This window comes from Rathayibacter sp. AY1F3 (assembly GCF_002931975.1).
Classification (GTDB): domain Bacteria; phylum Actinomycetota; class Actinomycetes; order Actinomycetales; family Microbacteriaceae; genus Rathayibacter.
Genome location: NZ_PSVF01000020.1, coordinates 1 through 15,401 on the forward strand (window position 1 = coordinate 1; position 15,401 = coordinate 15,401).

Here is a 15,401-nt window from a genome sequence, read left to right on the forward strand (position 1 = left end):
GTGTGCGGACGGGGAGGCGGGGGCGGGGAGGATCGCTCCTCCCCACCCCCGCCCGACGGATCAGAGTCCGACGTCGCCGGCCTTGAGGAAGCCGGAGTCGACGAGGACCGACTGCACGTCGTCCTTCGTGACGACCTGCGGCTCCAGCAGGTAGGACGGGACGACCTTCTCGCCGTTGTCGTAGGTCTCGGTGTCGTTGACCTCGGGCTCCTCGCCCGCGACGATCGACTGCACCATCTGGAAGACGCGGTCGCCGAGGGTGCGGGTGTCCTTCCAGACCGTCATGGACTGCTCGTCGGCGAGGATCGCCTTGACGTTGGCCTTGTCGGCGTCCTGGCCGGTGATGACCGGGTAGTCGGCGCCGGGGGTGTAGCCGGCCGACTTCAGCGAGGCCTCGATGCCGATGGCCAGGCTGTCGTTGGGGGAGAGCACGACGTCGACCTTCTGGCCGCCGGTGTAGAAGGACGAGAGGCGGTTGTCCATCTCGGACTGCGCCTTGTCGGAGGCCCAGCCCTGGATGCCGATCGAGGCCCAGTCGTCGTCCGACGCGGGCGACTTGCCCGAGGGGACGGTGAGCTTGCCGCTCTCGATGTAGGGCTGCAGGACGTCCCACGCGCCGGAGAAGAAGAACTTCGCGTTGTTGTCGTCGGGGCTGCCGGCGAAGGGCTCGAGGGTGAAGGGGCCCGCGGCGTTCTTCAGGTCGAGGGTCGACTCGATGTACTGGCCCTGGAGCTGGCCGACCTTGTAGTTGTCGAAGGTCGCGTAGTAGTCGACGTCCGCGGTGCCGTTGATGAGACGGTCGTAGGCGATGACGGTGGCGTTCTGCTTCTTCGCCTCGGCGAGGACGGGCGCGAGCGCCTCGCCGTCGATCGCGGCGATGACCAGGATCTTGGAGCCGCCGGCGATCTGGTTCTGGATCTGCGAGATCTGCTGATCGGTCTTGTTGTCGGCGTACTGGAGGTCGACGGTGCAGCCGTCGCCCTCGAGCTGCGACTGGAGGCCTTCGCCGTCGTTGATCCAGCGCTCGAGGCTGCGCGTGGGCATCGAGATGCCGACGGTGCAGTCGCCTTCCGCGCCGGCGCCGGCAGCGGCGCCTCCGGAGTTGGCGGGGCTCGCGGAACAGGCCGCGAGGCCGAGGGAGATGATGCCGGCGGCGGCCAGCGTGGTGATGCCGCGGGAGAACTTCATGGAGTGCATTCCTCTCTGAAAGCAGTGTCCGAGGGAGAGGACGACAAGAGGCGTGCACGTGTGGCGCACGTCGTCGTGTCGTCGCCCGGGAGGGCGGGAGAGCCCCGAGGGGCTTTGTCCACGGAGAGAACATATTCCTTCGATCGGGGGGAGTAAAGCGCGGGCGGCGAATTTGTCCAGGCGATGCCGAAATGTGATCTTCGGGACGTCGACCCCCGCCGTTGCTGGGGGAGAACGCTCTCACCGCTCGGCTCCCGCCCGGCTCCCGCCCGGCTCCCGCCCCTCCGCCGGGCGCCCCCCGCCGCCCGCGTGAGGGAAACGCGAGGACTCCGGGCCGGGCCGTAGGGGAACCGTGAGGACCGCTCCGACGGGCCCCCGCGAGGTGTTGCATCGCTTCCTGTGCCGCTTCCCGGCAGGCGTCCGGTCCCGGGCGTCGTCCGCTCCCCGGATGGAGTCCTCCGTGCTCGACCTCGCCTACCTCCTCGGCGTGCTCGCCCTCTTCTCGCTCATCGCTCTCGCCGCGAAGGGGGTCGAGCGGCTGGGCGGACCGCCCCCCTCGGCGACCCGCGGGACCCGCGAGAAGGAGGCGGGCCGGTGATCGTCTTCGACGCCCTCGCGGCCGTGCTGGCGCTCGCCGCCGTCGTCTACCTCGTCGCGGCCCTGATCCGACCGGAGCGCTTCTGATGGATCCGCTCCTCGCCGTCCTCCAGGTCGCGACCGTCGGCCTGGCCGTCGCCCTCCTCCACCGCCCCCTCGGCGACCACATGTTCCGCGTCTACACCTCGACGCGCGACCTCGCGCTCGAGCGCGGCGTCTACCGCCTCATCGGCGTCGACTCCGCGGGCGAGCAGAGCTGGCGCGCCTACCTCCGGGCCGTGCTGGCCTTCTCGCTCGTCGGCGTGCTCCTGCTCTACGGGATGCAGCGCCTCCAGGCGGTCCTGCCCGGCTCCCTCGGCCTCCCCGCGGTGCCGGAGGGGCTGGCGTTCAACACCGCCGTCTCGTTCGTCACCAACACCAACTGGCAGTCCTACTCCCCGGAGGCGACCCTCGGCTTCGCGGTGCAGCTCGGCGGCCTCGCCGTGCAGAACTTCGTCTCGGCGGCCGTGGGCCTGGCCGTGGCGGTGGCGCTGATCCGCGGATTCGCGCGCCGCTCCTCCGGAACGCTCGGCAACTTCTGGGTCGACCTCGTGCGCGGCACGCTGCGCCTCCTGCTGCCCCTCGCGGTGGTGGCGGCGGTCGTGATGATCGCGGGCGGCGTGATCCAGAACCTGAACGGCCCGCTGACGGTGACCACGCTCACCGGCGGCGAGCAGAGCATCCCGGGCGGCGCGGTGGCCTCGCAGGAGGCGATCAAGCTGCTCGGCACCAACGGCGGCGGCTACTTCAACGCCAACTCCGCGCACCCGTTCGAGAACCCCTCGGCGTGGGTGTCGCTGCTGCAGATCGTGCTGATCCTCGCGATCCCGTTCTCGCTGCCGCGCACCTTCGGCCGGATGGTCGGCGACGTGCGGCAGGGGTGCGCGATCCTCGCGGCGATGGCGACGATCTTCGTCGTGTCGCTCGCGGCCCTCACCGCGCTGGAGGCGGCGGGCGGCGGATCCGCGGCACAGGCCGCCGGAGCCGCGATGGAGGGCAAGGAGACGCGCTTCGGCATCGCCGGCTCCGCCCTCTACGCGACCGCCTCGACGCTCACCTCGACCGGCGCCGTCAACGCGATGCACGACTCCTTCACCGCGCTCGGCGGCATGCTGCCGATGCTCAACATGATGCTCGGCGAGGTCGCCCCCGGCGGCGTCGGCTCGGGCCTCTACGGGATGCTCGTGCTCGCGGTGCTGGCCGTGTTCGTCGGCGGGCTGCTGGTCGGCCGGACGCCCGAGTACCTGGGCAAGAAGCTCGGCCCGCGCGAGATCAAGCTCGCGAGCCTCTACATCCTCGTGACGCCGACGCTCGTGCTGGCCGGCACGGCCCTGAGCTTCGCGATCCCGGCGGTGCGGGAGGACGTGGAGAGCACGTCGATCCTGAACCCCGGGCTGCACGGGCTCTCGGAGGTGCTCTACGCCTTCACCTCCGCGTCCAACAACAACGGCTCGGCGTTCGCGGGGCTGACGGCGAACACGCCCTGGCTCAACACGGCGCTCGGCGTCGCGATGCTCCTCGGCCGCTTCCTCCCGATCCTGCTGGTGCTCGCCCTGGCCGGCTCGCTCGCGGCGCAGTCGCCGGTGCCCTCCAGCGCCGGCACGCTGCCCACCCACCGGCCGCAGTTCGTCGGCCTCCTCGTGGGCGTCACGGTCGTCGTGACCGCGCTCACCTACTTCCCCGTACTCGCGCTGGGCCCCCTGGCGGAAGGACTGCGACTCCGATGACCACTGCACTCACCGAGGCCCCCGCGGAACCCGCGCGCCCCACCCGCGCCGCCCTCGGGCCGCGCCAGCTCGCCTCCGCCCTCCCCGGAGCGCTGCGCAAGCTCGATCCGCGCCTGATGTGGCGCAACCCCGTGATGTTCATCGTCGAGGTCGGCGCCGCGCTGACCACGGTGCTGGCGATCGCCGAGCCGTTCCTCGGCGGGCCGGAGGAGTCGGGCGGATCGACGGTGCCCGGCACCTTCACGGCCGGCATCGCGATCTGGCTCTGGCTCACCGTGGTGTTCGCGAACCTCGCGGAGTCGGTGGCTGAGGGCCGCGGCAAGGCCCAGGCCGAGAGCCTGCGCGACACCCGCACCAGCACTCCGGCCCGGCGCGTGGCCGACTACGACCCCGCGGACCCCTCCGCCCTGTCGGCCCGCCTGGTCGAGGTCTCCTCGGCCGAGCTGCAGCTGGGCGACGTGGTCGTGGCGGAGGCGGGCGACCTCGTCCCCGGCGACGGCGACATCGTCTGGGGCATCGCCTCCATCGACGAGTCGGCGATCACGGGCGAGTCGGCCCCGGTCGTCCGCGAGAGCGGAGGCGACCGCAGCGCGGTGACGGGCGGCACGCGAGTGCTCTCGGACCGGATCGTGGCGCGCATCACCTCCCGGCCGGGCGAGACCTTCGTCGACCGGATGATCGGCCTGGTCGAGGGCGCGTCGCGGCAGAAGACGCCGAACGAGATCGCGCTCGACATCCTCCTGGCGAGCCTCTCGATCGTGTTCGTCGTGGTCGTGCTGACCCTGAACCCGATCGCCTCGTTCGCAGGAGCCTCCGTGAGCGTCCCGGTGCTGGTCGCCCTGCTCGTCTGCCTCATCCCGACCACCATCGGCGCCCTCCTCTCGGCCATCGGCATCGCCGGCATGGACCGGCTCGTGCAGCGCAACGTGCTCGCGATGTCAGGCCGGGCGGTGGAGGCGGCGGGCGACGTCACGACGCTCCTGCTCGACAAGACGGGGACGATCACCTACGGCAACCGCCGCGCGGTGGCGTTCCTCCCCCTCGACGGAGTGGCGCAGGCCGCCCTCGTCGACGCGGCAGCCTCCTCCTCGCTCAGCGACCCGACGCCCGAGGGGAAGTCGATCGTCGACCTCGCGGGCGACTCGGGCCGCCCCGCCGCCGAGCCCGCTCAGGCCGCCGTGGTGCCGTTCACCGCGCAGACCCGGATGAGCGGGCTCGACCTCCCCGACGGCTCCTCCATCCGCAAGGGCGCCGGCTCGGCCGTGCGCGCCTGGGTGGAGGAGGAGGGGCCGCTGCCGTCCGCGGTCGCGGCGCGCCTCACGGTGCTCGTCGACGGCGTCTCGGAGAGCGGCGGCACGCCCCTCGTCGTCGCGGTGAAGGACGCCCACGGCGCCCGCCTGCTCGGCGTCGTGCACCTGAAGGACGTGGTGAAGGACGGGCTCGCCGAGCGCTTCTCGGAGCTGCGCGCGATGGGCATCCGCACCGTGATGATCACGGGCGACAACCCGCTGACCGCGAAGGCGATCGCGGCGGAGGCGGGAGTCGACGACTACCTCGCCGAGGCGACCCCCGAGGACAAGCTCGCCCTGATCCGGCGCGAGCAGGAGGGCGGCGCGCTGGTCGCGATGACCGGCGACGGCACCAACGACGCCCCGGCCCTCGCGCAGGCAGACGTGGGCGTGGCGATGAACACCGGCACCTCGGCGGCGAAGGAGGCGGGCAACATGGTCGACCTCGACTCCGACCCCACCAAGCTCATCGACATCGTGCGGATCGGCAAGCAGCTGCTGATCACCCGCGGCGCGCTCACCACGTTCTCGATCGCGAACGACGTGGCGAAGTACTTCGCGATCATCCCGGCGATGTTCGCGGGGGTCTTCCCCGGGCTCGCGGTGCTGAACGTGATGCAGCTGCACTCGCCGGCCTCGGCGATCCTCTCGGCGATCGTGTTCAACGCGCTGGTGATCGTCGTGCTGATCCCGCTCGCGCTGCGCGGAGTGGCGTACCGCCCGGTCGCCGCCTCGCGCATCCTCAGCCGCAACCTCCTGGTCTACGGGCTGGGCGGAGTGATCGCTCCGTTCCTCGGGATCAAGCTCGTCGACCTGATCGTCGCCGCGATCCCCGGCTTCTGACCCGTCCGTCCCGACCACCGAAGACAGAGAGAAGAGACCATGTTCCGTCCCTACGGTGTCGCGCTGCGCGCGATGATCGTGCTCACCGTGCTGCTGGGAGCGGCGTACCCGCTCGCGGTGCTCGGGATCGGGCAGCTCGCCCTGCCCGCCCAGGCGAACGGCTCGCTGCTGCGCCAGGACGGCGCGGTGATCGGCTCGTCGCTGATCGGCCAGTCGTTCACGGACGCCGATGGAGCGCCCCTGCCGGAGTGGTTCCAGTCGCGTCCCTCCGCCGCGGGCTACGACGCCGCGGCCTCGACCGGCAGCAACCTCGGCCCCGAGAACGCCGACCTGGTCGCGTCCGTCGAGGAGCGCCGGGCCGCGATCGCCGCTTTCGAGGGCGTCGACCCGGCCGCTGTGCCGGCCGACGCGCTGACCGCCTCCGCCTCGGGGCTCGACCCCGCGATCAGCCCCGCCTACGCGCAGCTGCAGGCGCCCCGCGTCGCCGCCGCCCGCGGGCTCGACGTGAGCGCCGTGCGCGCGCTGGTCGACGAGCACACCGCGGGCCGCGAGCTCGGGTACCTCGGCGAGCCGACGGTGGACGTGCTCGAGCTCAACGCCGCTCTCGCGCGGCTGTGACCGCTCCGGTGGCGCCTCCGGCTCGTAGAATCGCGATCGGCTCGTCGGGACCGTCCGATCGAGCGGATCGACGCCGGTCCCGCGAGCCCGGGACGCCCCGGAGCCGCGAGCACGAGGGGAGGCCGGGAGCATGACGAAGGGCCGCCTGCGCGTGCTCCTCGGAGCCGCGCCCGGAGTGGGCAAGACCTACACGATGCTCGAGGAGGGCCGCCGGCTCGCCGCCGAGGGCCGCGACGTCGTGGTGGCCGTGGTCGAGACGCACGGCCGCTCCGCCACCGCCGCGATGGTCGAGGGGCTGGAGGTCGTGCCGAGGAGGGCCGTCGAGCACCGCGGCGTGCTGCTCGACGAGATGGACCTCGACGCGGTGCTGGCCCGCCGGCCCGACGTCGCGCTGGTCGACGAGCTCGCGCACACCAACGCCCCCGGCTCCCGGCACGAGAAGCGCTGGGAGGACGTGCGGACGCTCCTCGACGCCGGCATCACCGTCTTCTCGACCGTGAACATCCAGCACATCGAGTCGCTCAACGACGTCGTGCACGCGATCACCGGAGCGCCGCAGCGCGAGACGATCCCGGACGCGGTCCTCCGCGCCGCCGACCAGATCGAGGTCGTCGACCTGGCGCCCCAGGCGCTGCGCGACCGCCTCGCCGACGGCCGCGTCTACCCGCCCGAGCGCATCGACGCGGCGCTGTCCAACTACTTCCGGCTCGGCAACCTGACGGCCCTGCGCGAGCTCGCGCTGCTCTGGCTCGCCGACGAGGTCGACAGCGCGCTGCGCGACTACCGCGTCGAGCACGGCATCGACAGCACCTGGGAGGCGCGCGAGCGCGTGGTCGTGACCCTCACCGGCGGGCCGGAGGGGGAGACACTGCTGCGGCGCGGCGCGCGGATCGCGGCCCGCGCCTCCGGGGGCGATCTGCTCGCCGTGCACGTGGTGACCCCCGACGGCCTCCGCACCCCACGCCCGCACGTGCTCGAGGCGCAGCGGGTGCTGGTCGAGAAGCTCGGCGGCAGCTACCACCAGGTGGTCGGCGAGGACGTGCCGCGCACGCTGGTCGAGTTCGCCCGCTCGGTGAACGCGACGCAGCTGGTGATCGGCGTGAGCAGGCGGAGCCGTCTCGCCTCGGCGCTGACGCCCGGCACCGCGTCGACGGTCATCCGCGAGTCCGGCAACATCGACGTGCACATCGTCAGCCACTCCGCCGCCGGGCGCACCGCGGTGCTGCCGAGGCTCGACGGGGCACTGACGCTGCGGCGCCGCCTCCTGGGACTGGCCCTCGCCCTCGTGGGCGGCCCGCTGGTGACCTGGCTGCTCTCGAGCCTCCGCAGCGACGAGTCGATCACGAGCGACGTGCTCTCGTACCAGCTGCTGGTGGTGGTGGTCGCGCTGGTCGGCGGCCTCTGGCCGGCCCTCTTCGCGGCCGTGCTCTCGGGGCTGACCCTCGACTTCTTCTTCGTCGATCCGCTCTACACGATCACCGTCGACGAGCCTCTGCACGCGCTGGCGCTGGTGCTCTACGTGCTCAACGCGGCGCTCGTCAGCGCCGTGGTCGACCGCGCGGCCCGGCGGGCGCGGGCCGCCAAGCGGTCGGGGGCGGAGTCGGAGCTGCTGGCGACGATCGCGGGCGGCGTGATCCGCGGGCAGGGGGCGCTGCAGGCGATCCTCGAGCGCTCGCGCGAGGCGTTCGGGCTGACCGGCGTGCGGCTGCTGCGCGGCGGCGAGCTCGTCGCGGCCGACGGTGAGCCGCAGCCGGAGGGCGATCCCGCGCGCATCGCGGTGGGCGAGGGCGCGGTGCTCGAGCTGCACGGCCGCGAGCTGGAGGGGAGCGAGCGGCGACTGCTCCAGGTCGTCGCCGCCCAGCTGGACTCGGTGCTCGAGAACGCGGCCCTCAGCGAGACGGCCAGCTCCCTCGCTCCGCTGGCCGAGACCGACCGGGTGCGCAGCGCCCTGCTGTCGGCCGTCAGCCACGACCTGCGCCGGCCCCTCGCCGCGGCCACCGCGGCGGTCAGCGGTCTGCGCTCGCCCGAAGTGGTCTGGAGCGAGCGCGACCGGGAGGAGCTGCTCGCCACCGCCGACGAGAGCCTCACCGTGCTCGCCGCGCTGGTCACGGACCTGCTGGACGTGACGCGGCTGGAGGCGGGGGCGCTCGCCGTGGCGCTCGCTCCGCTCGACGCCGCCGACGTGGTGCTCCCCGCGCTCGACGAGCTCGGGCTCGGACCCGGCGAGGTCGACCTCGACCTCGATCCGGAGGGCCCGGCGCTGCTCGCCGACGCGGTTCTGCTGCAGCGCGTCGTGGTCAACCTGCTCGCGAACGCCGTCCGCTACGCGCCGTCCGGCACCCGGGTGCGCGTGGCCGCCAGCGCCTTCGGCGGGAGCGCGCAGCTGCGGATCGTCGACCACGGCCCCGGGGTGCCCGAGGAGCGCCGCGCCGAGATCTTCGTGCCGTTCCAGCGACTCGGCGACGACGACAACCTCACGGGCCTGGGCCTCGGCCTCGCGCTCTCGAAGGGGTTCACGGAGGGGATGGGCGGCACGCTCGAGACGGAGGACACTCCGGGGGGCGGGCTGACGATGGTGGTGACGCTGCCGCTGGCGCCGGAGACTGCTGCCGCTGCTCCTGCGGTTCACGTCGCTCCGGCCGCCCCGCACGACGGCGGGTCGGGCACCGCTCCGCACGAGGACTCCGGAGGAGCCGCATGAAGATCCTGATCGCCGACGACGACCCGCAGATCCTGCGCGCCCTGCGCATCACGCTCACCGCCCGCGGATACGACGTGGTGACGGCCGGCGACGGCACCGAGGCGATCAACCGCGCGGTGGACGAGCATCCGGACCTCTACATGATCGACCTCGGCATGCCCCGGCTCGACGGGGTGGAGGTCATCCACGGACTGCGCGGCTGGACGAGCGCGCCGATCCTGGTGGTGTCGGGGCGGACGGGCGCGGCCGACAAGGTGGGCGCGCTCGACGCCGGCGCGGACGACTACGTGACCAAGCCGTTCTCGATGGACGAGGTGCTCGCGCGCATCCGGGCCCTCTCGCGACGCGTGCAGCCGGCCGACGGCGAGCCGCTGGTCGTGATCGGCGAGGTGACCGTGGACCTGGTGGCCAAGAGCGCAACGCGGGACGGCGTCTCCGTGCGGCTCACCCCGACGGAGTGGCAGGTGCTCGAGATCCTCATCCGCAACGCGGGCAAGCTGGTCACCCGCCGCTCGCTGCTGGCCGAGATCTGGGGCCCCGCGCACGTCACCGACACCGGCTACCTGCGCCTCTACCTCGCGCAGCTGCGCAAGAAGCTCGAGCCCGACCCCGCACATCCGCGCCACCTGCTGACCGAGGCGGGCATGGGCTACCGCTTCATGCCCTGACCGGCCTGTGCCCGGCGGGGGGAACCCCGGACCGTCGAGGGAGCCCGCTGGTCGTGGCTCCCGCGACCGTCAGGGGTCCCCTCGGCGGAGGAGGGGCGCCCGCAGGTCACCAGTCGTGGACGGTGCCGTCGGCGAGGCGGTTGAAGGGCAGGTACGCGCGCACGTAGGGGTACTTCCCGGCGGCGTCGACGTCGAGCTCGACGCCCAGCCCGGGGGCGTCGCCCGGGTGCAGCCGTCCCTCGCTCCAGGTGAACGACTGCTGGAAGACGCTGTCGGTCCGCTCGCCGTGCTTCATGTACTCCTGGATCCCGAAGTTGTGGATCGCCAGGCCCAGGTGCATCGCGGCCGCCATGCCCACCGGGGAGACATCGGTGGGTCCGTGCATCCCGGACTTGATCTGGTACTGCGCGGCGTGGTCGAGGATCCTCCGGAGGTGGGAGACGCCACCGGTGTGCGTGACCGCGCTCCGGATGTAGTCGATCAGCTGCTCGCGGATCAGGAGCTGGTAGTCCCAGACGGTGTTGAAGACCTCGCCGATCGCCAGGGGCGTGGTGGTGTGCTGCCGGACGAGGCGGAGGGCCTCCTGGTTCTCGGCGGGCGTGCAGTCCTCGAGCCAGAAGAGGTCGTACGGCTCGAGGGACTTGCCGAGGGCCGCGGCCTGGATCGGCGTCATCCGGTGGTGGCCGTCGTGGAGGAGGGGGAGCCCCGGCCCGAACTCGTTGCGGACGGCCTCGAAGACGCGGGGGACGTGGCGCAGGTAGGCGCGGGTGTCCCAGTCCTCCTCGGTCGGCAGACCGCCGCGCTGCGCCGGCTCGTGGTCGTAGCGCACACCGGCGTTGCCCTCGAGGACGGCGTTGGAGGCGATGCCGTAGATCGAGGTCAGCCCCGGCACCGCGGTCTGCACGCGGATCGCGCGGTACCCCTGCTCCTGGTGCTCGCGGATGCTGTCGAACAGCTCCGCGTCCGTCCGCCCGGACGCGTGGCCGTAGGCGAGCAGGCCGGTGCGGGACGCGCCTCCGAGCAGCTGGTAGAGCGGCATGCCGGCGGCCTTGCCCTTGATGTCCCAGAGGGCGGTGTCGACCGCCGCGATCGCCGCCATCGTGACCGGCCCGCGGCGCCAGTAGGACGACCGGTAGAGGAACTGCCAGGTGTCCTCGATGCGCGAGGCGTCGCGACCGAGGAGCAGCGGCACGACGTGGTCGGCGAGATAGGAGACCACGGCGAGCTCGCGGCCGTTGAGGGTCGCGTCGCCGAGGCCGGTCAGCCCGTCGTCGGTCGTGAGCTTGAGGGTGACGAAGTTGCGGTCGGGACTGGTGACGACGACCTCGGCCTTGTCGATCTTCATGGGATGCCTTTCGTGGTGGGGGATCGGGTCAGGGGTTCCGGCCGGGAGCGCGGTCCATCGAGAACGCGGCGGTCGAGAGGCCGGGCGCCACGGGCGCGGCCTGTCCCGTGCTCTCGCGGCGCTCGGCTATCTCGGCGACGATCTGCGCGTGCCGGCGGTCGGTCAGCGGGTAGAACGCCATGATCAGCACCGCGAGCAGGGCCGCGACGGCCGGGATGAGGCCGGCGGCGGCGCGGATGCCCCACTCGGCGTGCTCGCTCTGCTCCGCGGCCCCGGCCACGTAGCCGCCCCAGGCCAGCGCGTACGCGGCGAGGGCGCCTCCGACCGCCTGGCCGGTCTTGCGGGTGAAGGAGAACAGGGCGTAGATCGTGCCCTCGGAGCGGATGCCGGTCTTCCACTCCCCGTACTCGACGGTGTCGGCCTCGATCGCCCAGACGAGCATGTTGACGAGCTGGATGCCGACGTAGGCGAGGACCAGTCCGCCGAAGCCGACCGCCACCGCGTCGCCCGGGGCGAGGAAGACGACCGTTCCTCCGCTGATCAGGACCGCGACTCCGGCCATGTAGGCGTTGCGCTTGCCGAACCGCCGCACGATCGTCGGAATGAGGGCGGCCAGGCCGAAGGTCAGGGCGAGCTGGATGAGCGACATCGCGGCGTAGAGCTGGACCGATCCGAGCACGTCGCGCAGGTAGTAGAGCTGCACGGTCTGGAGCGCGAGGGTCCCGGTGAGGAACAGGAACGAGCTGAGGCACAGGAAGAGCAGCGGCCGGTTGGAGCGGAGGGTCGTCATGCTCTGACGGAACGTGACGTGCGCGACGTCGCGCTGGACGCGCTCCTTCGCGGTCAGGATCGTGAAGAGGTAGAGCGCGGAGCCGACGACGACGAAGCTCAGCGTGACGATCGAGAAGAGCGACTGCAGATCGGCGCCGGGGACGACCAGCGGGGCCATGAAGGTGCCGAGCCCGGCCCCCACGATCGCGCCGCCGATGGCGCGGGCGCTGGCGAGCTTCGCGCGCTCGGTGCCGACCTGCGTCATCGCTCCGGCGAGTGAGCCGTAGGGGATGTTGACGAGGCTGTAGGCGAGGCCGAGCGCGGCGTAGCTCAGGTAGGCGTAGAGCAGGGTTCCGCTCTCGCCGATCTGCGGGACGGAGAAGGTCGCGGCCGAGAGCAGCAGGAGCGGGACCGACCCGAACATCAGGAAGGGCCGGAACTTGCCGAAGCGCCTGCTGTAGGTGCGGTCCACGACCCGGCCGGCGAAGACGTCGGCGAACGCGTCGAAGATCCGCACGACGAGCAGCAGCGTGCCCGCCGCGGCCGCGGAGATCCCGGCGACGTCGGTGTAGTAGACGAGCAGGAACATCGTGGCGGTGGTGAAGGCGAGGTTGTTCGCCGTGTCGCCGGCGCCGTAGCCCACGATGCTCAGCTTCGAGAGCTTCTCAGCGGCGGGCGCTCCGGGCGCGGTGGTGCGGGGGATCATGCGGGCTCCTTTACCCGGGCGCGGACCCGTCGGGGATCCGCGCCGCATCGAGACGGTGCGAAGGTGGCAATCGGTTGCCGACGGTGCCGGAAGGCACCGCGCGGAGAGGCGGGGTGGAGGTCTAGGCCGCCTGAGCGGCGACCGCGGCGACGAGGGCCGGGTCGTCGACGAGGCGCGGGTCGACGAGCCGCAGCAGCGCCTCGAGGGGCCGGGCGGAGCCGAGGGCGCGGTCGAGGGCGGGGCGCTGCGCGTCGGGCAGGCGGTCGCCCTGGAGCAGCAGTGCGATCCAGTCGGCGACGGCACGGAGGGAGGCGGCTCCGCCGTGTCCGCCCGCGCGCTCGGCGAGGAGCACGGGCACGATCCGGATGCGGAGCTTGGCGGTCGCGTCGGCGCCGATCTGCTCGAGCCGGTGCTCGATCCGGGGGTTGCCGAAGCGCTCGAGGAGGGCGGCGCAGTAGGCGTCCGCGTCGAGACCGGCGGGGAGGCCGGCCGCCGCCTCCGCCCAGAACGCCTCGACGGCGCTCCGGCAGGCGGGGTCGGCGATCGCCTCCGCGACGGTGGCGAGGCCCCGCCGGCGGCCGGTGGCGGCGAGGAGCGTGTGCGCGCCGTTGAGGAGTCGCAGCTTGCGCCGCTCGAAGGGCTCGATGTCGTCCACGAAGCGGGCTCCGGCGCGCTCCCAGGCGGGCCGGCCGGCGGGGAAGCCGCCGCAGAGGACCCAGTCGCGGAAAGGCTCGGTCACGACGGACGCGGCGTCGCTGATGCCGGTGAGCTCGGCCGCCGCCTCCCGGTCCGCCGCCGTGGTCGCCGGGGTGATCCGGTCGACGGAGGTCGACACGAACGAGACGGTGCGGTCGATCCAGTCGGCGAGCGACGGGTCGAGCCGCTCGGCGAGCAGGAGCAGTCCACGGCGCACGAGAGGGCCGTTGCCGGAGAGGTTGTCGCAGGGGACGACGGCGAGCGGGCCGGAGCCGGCGTCGCGCCGGGCCGCGAGGCCGAGGAGGAGGCGGCCGAGTGCGGTCGCCGGCGCTCCTCCCGATCGGAGGGCGTCGAGGTCGCTCCGGACGGCGGGGTCGTCCAGGTCGGGGCCGCCGTCCGCGGCGAGACGGTACCCGGCTTCCGTGATCGTCAGCGTGACGATCGCCGTCGCCGGAGCCGCGACGAGCTCGACGAGACGCGCGACGTCCGCGCCGTCGACCGCCTCGACGATGCTGCCCACGACCGTCGCCGAGTCGCCCTCCGGTCCGCGCTCGATCAGCGTGAACAGGCCGTCCTGCGCGGCGAGCTCCTCGGCCGCGCGGGGGCTCCGGCCGGTGAATGCGGCGATGCCCCACTCGTGGTCGTCGTCGACCGCGTGCGTGTACCAGGCCTGATGCGCTCGGTGGAAGGCGCCGAGGCCGAGGTGGACGATGCGGACGGGAGCCGCCGGCAGGCCCGCGGACGCGCGATCGAGCGCGCCTCCTCCGCCGTGCCCGCTCACAGCTTGAAGACCTTCCGCGGCTGGGCGTCGACGAGGTCCAGGATGACGGCGCTCGCCGTCTCGGAGTCGATCCGTCCCTCGGCGACCAGGCGCGCGAGGAACGCGGCGTCCAGCCTCCGCGCCATGTCGTGACGAGCCGGGATGGAGAGGAACGCGCGGGTGTCGTCGATGAAGCCGGAGCTCCGCGAGAAGCCGGCGGTCTCCGTCACGGCGGCGCGGAAGCGCAGCACCGCGTCGGGCGCGTCGAGGAACCACCACGGCGCTCCGAGGAACACCGACGGGTAGTAGCCGGCGAGGGGAGCGAGCTCGCGCGAGTGGGTGCTCTCGTCGATCCCGAAGAGGACGAGGTGGAAGCCCGGTGCGTTGCCGAGCTCCTGCAGCAGCGGGCGGAGGGGCTCGGCGAACCGGGTCGCGACGGGGATGTCGTGGCCGGTGTCGGGACCGAAGCGCTCGAAGGTCGGCCGATCGTGGTTGCGCAGCACCCCGGCGTGGACGGTCATCACCAGGCCGTCGTCGACGCTCATGCGGGCGGACTGCAGCAGCAGGTGCGCGGCGAGGACGCGGCTGCCCTCGGCGTCGATCGTGCCGGCGCGGGCGCGGGCGAAGAGGGACTGCGCCTCGGCGGGGTCGAGGTCGACGGTCAGCGGCTCCAGCACTCCGTGGTCGGCGGAGACGGCGCCGTGGTCGAGGAAGTACCGGCGCCGGGCGCGGAGGGCCTCGAGGAATCCGGGGAAGCTGGACTCCTTCGTTCCGGTGGCGGCGGCCAGGGCGGCGACGCGCTCGGGCCAGCCGGGGGTGGAGGGATCGAGGTAGGCGTCGGGGCGGAAGGTCGGCAGCACGCGGCCCGGGAACGCCGGATCCTCCGCCAGAGCCCGATGGACGGCCAGGTCGTCCAGCGGATCGTCGGTCGTCGCCAGCACCTCGATCCCGAACCGCTCGAAGAGCGCCCGCGGGCGGAAGGCGTCGGACGCCAGCCGGGCCCCGATCGCCGCGAAGAGGGCGTCGGCGGTGGAGGCGTCGGGCTGCTCGGTGATGCCGAACTGCTCGGCGAGGATCGACTGGAGCCAGTAGCCCGAGGCGGTTCCCGCGAAGATCCGCCAGTGCGCGCAGAACGTGCGCCACACCTCCTCCGGGCCGGCGAGGCGCTCGCCTCCGGGGATGCCGAGATCGCCGAGGTCGATCCCGGCGGAGTGGAGCAGCCGGGTGACGTAGTGGTCGTGCCGGAGGAAGAGCTCCGACGCGTCGGCGAAGGGGCGGTCCTCGAGCAGGAGGCGCGGATCCACGTGCCCGTGCGGGGAGAGGATCGGCAGGTCGGCGACGCTCGCGTGGAGATCGCGGGCGATCGCCCGGGTCGTCGGGTCGATCGGCAGGAGTCGGTCGGGATCGTTCAGCAGCTTCGTCGGCACGGGGCCATCCAAGTATGGGTGCCGAG

General features: G+C 72.8%; 12 protein-coding genes. 7 read left to right on the plus strand and 5 right to left on the minus strand.

The annotated features are described in order from the left end of the window. Positions 1 to 60: 60 nt before the first annotated feature. A complete protein-coding gene (gene chvE, locus C5C39_RS12230) occupies positions 61 to 1,188 on the minus strand; it encodes a multiple monosaccharide ABC transporter substrate-binding protein (protein WP_374952918.1) in 1,128 nt (375 codons plus the stop codon). 448 nt (positions 1,189 to 1,636) lie between these two features. Between chvE and C5C39_RS17530 the strand changes: the two genes are divergently transcribed. The 7 genes from C5C39_RS17530 to C5C39_RS12260 all read left to right on the plus strand — a co-directional run bounded on the left by C5C39_RS17530 (position 1,637) and on the right by C5C39_RS12260 (position 9,670). Then, the gene (locus C5C39_RS17530; RefSeq protein WP_167299012.1) at positions 1,637 to 1,786 is read left to right on the plus strand and encodes a hypothetical protein; all 150 of its coding nucleotides are present in this window, start codon (positions 1,637 to 1,639) and stop codon (positions 1,784 to 1,786) included. Continuing rightward, positions 1,783 to 1,872, plus strand: coding sequence for a K(+)-transporting ATPase subunit F (gene kdpF, locus C5C39_RS12235; protein WP_068209492.1), 90 nt, complete (start codon positions 1,783 to 1,785; stop codon positions 1,870 to 1,872). Before C5C39_RS17530 ends, kdpF begins: the two co-directional genes overlap by 4 nt. Then, positions 1,872 to 3,551: a potassium-transporting ATPase subunit KdpA gene (kdpA, locus tag C5C39_RS12240; RefSeq protein WP_104353485.1), complete on the plus strand. Its 1,680-nt coding sequence runs from the start codon at positions 1,872 to 1,874 to the stop codon at positions 3,549 to 3,551. The genes kdpF and kdpA overlap by 1 nt, the downstream gene beginning before the upstream one ends. After that, complete coding sequence (gene kdpB / locus C5C39_RS12245; protein ID WP_104353486.1) at positions 3,548 to 5,683, plus strand: potassium-transporting ATPase subunit KdpB; 2,136 nt, start codon at positions 3,548 to 3,550, stop codon at positions 5,681 to 5,683. Before kdpA ends, kdpB begins: the two co-directional genes overlap by 4 nt. Positions 5,684 to 5,722: 39 nt before the next feature. After that, positions 5,723 to 6,301, plus strand: a complete 579-nt coding sequence (gene kdpC, locus C5C39_RS12250) for a K(+)-transporting ATPase subunit C (protein WP_104222649.1) — start codon at positions 5,723 to 5,725, stop codon at positions 6,299 to 6,301. 130 nt (positions 6,302 to 6,431) lie between these two features. Then, positions 6,432 to 9,002 carry an ATP-binding protein gene (locus tag C5C39_RS12255; RefSeq protein WP_104266577.1) on the plus strand — a complete coding sequence of 857 codons (2,571 nt, stop codon included), beginning with the start codon at positions 6,432 to 6,434 and terminating at the stop codon, positions 9,000 to 9,002. Continuing rightward, a complete protein-coding gene (locus tag C5C39_RS12260) occupies positions 8,999 to 9,670 on the plus strand; it encodes a response regulator (protein ID WP_104353487.1) in 672 nt (223 codons plus the stop codon). The genes C5C39_RS12255 and C5C39_RS12260 overlap by 4 nt, the downstream gene beginning before the upstream one ends. A 106-nt stretch (positions 9,671 to 9,776) precedes the next feature. On the opposite strand, the gene manD is transcribed toward C5C39_RS12260, so the two are convergent. The 4 genes from manD to uxaC all read right to left on the minus strand — a co-directional run bounded on the left by manD (position 9,777) and on the right by uxaC (position 15,375). Next, entirely contained in the window at positions 9,777 to 11,015 is a 1,239-nt protein-coding gene (gene manD, locus C5C39_RS12265; RefSeq protein ID WP_104222646.1) for a D-mannonate dehydratase ManD, read from the minus strand. Between the two features lie 28 nt (positions 11,016 to 11,043). Next, on the minus strand, positions 11,044 to 12,492 hold the full coding sequence (gene uidB, locus C5C39_RS12270; RefSeq protein WP_104353488.1) for a glucuronide transporter: 1,449 nt from the start codon (positions 12,490 to 12,492) through the stop codon (positions 11,044 to 11,046). 121 nt (positions 12,493 to 12,613) lie between these two features. Beyond that, entirely contained in the window at positions 12,614 to 13,969 is a 1,356-nt protein-coding gene (locus C5C39_RS12275; protein WP_258075829.1) for a mannitol dehydrogenase family protein, read from the minus strand. After that, the gene (gene uxaC, locus C5C39_RS12280; RefSeq protein ID WP_104250264.1) at positions 13,966 to 15,375 is read right to left on the minus strand and encodes a glucuronate isomerase; all 1,410 of its coding nucleotides are present in this window, start codon (positions 15,373 to 15,375) and stop codon (positions 13,966 to 13,968) included. The genes C5C39_RS12275 and uxaC overlap by 4 nt, the downstream gene beginning before the upstream one ends. Between the last annotated feature and the right edge of the window lie 26 nt (positions 15,376 to 15,401).

What these genes read in the sequence shown, in the direction of transcription:
- kdpC (WP_104222649.1), top strand. Translation starts at nt 5,723, where the DNA reads ATGTTCCGTCCCTACGGTGTCGCGCTGCGCGCGATGATCGTGCTCACC.
- manD (WP_104222646.1), bottom strand. Translation starts at nt 11,015, where the DNA reads ATGAAGATCGACAAGGCCGAGGTCGTCGTCACCAGTCCCGACCGCAAC.
- C5C39_RS12255 (WP_104266577.1), top strand. Translation starts at nt 6,432, where the DNA reads ATGACGAAGGGCCGCCTGCGCGTGCTCCTCGGAGCCGCGCCCGGAGTG.
- kdpA (WP_104353485.1), top strand. Translation starts at nt 1,872, where the DNA reads ATGGATCCGCTCCTCGCCGTCCTCCAGGTCGCGACCGTCGGCCTGGCC.
- C5C39_RS17530 (WP_167299012.1), top strand. Translation starts at nt 1,637, where the DNA reads ATGGAGTCCTCCGTGCTCGACCTCGCCTACCTCCTCGGCGTGCTCGCC.
- chvE (WP_374952918.1), bottom strand. Translation starts at nt 1,188, where the DNA reads ATGAAGTTCTCCCGCGGCATCACCACGCTGGCCGCCGCCGGCATCATC.
- C5C39_RS12260 (WP_104353487.1), top strand. Translation starts at nt 8,999, where the DNA reads ATGAAGATCCTGATCGCCGACGACGACCCGCAGATCCTGCGCGCCCTG.
- kdpB (WP_104353486.1), top strand. Translation starts at nt 3,548, where the DNA reads ATGACCACTGCACTCACCGAGGCCCCCGCGGAACCCGCGCGCCCCACC.
- uidB (WP_104353488.1), bottom strand. Translation starts at nt 12,492, where the DNA reads ATGATCCCCCGCACCACCGCGCCCGGAGCGCCCGCCGCTGAGAAGCTC.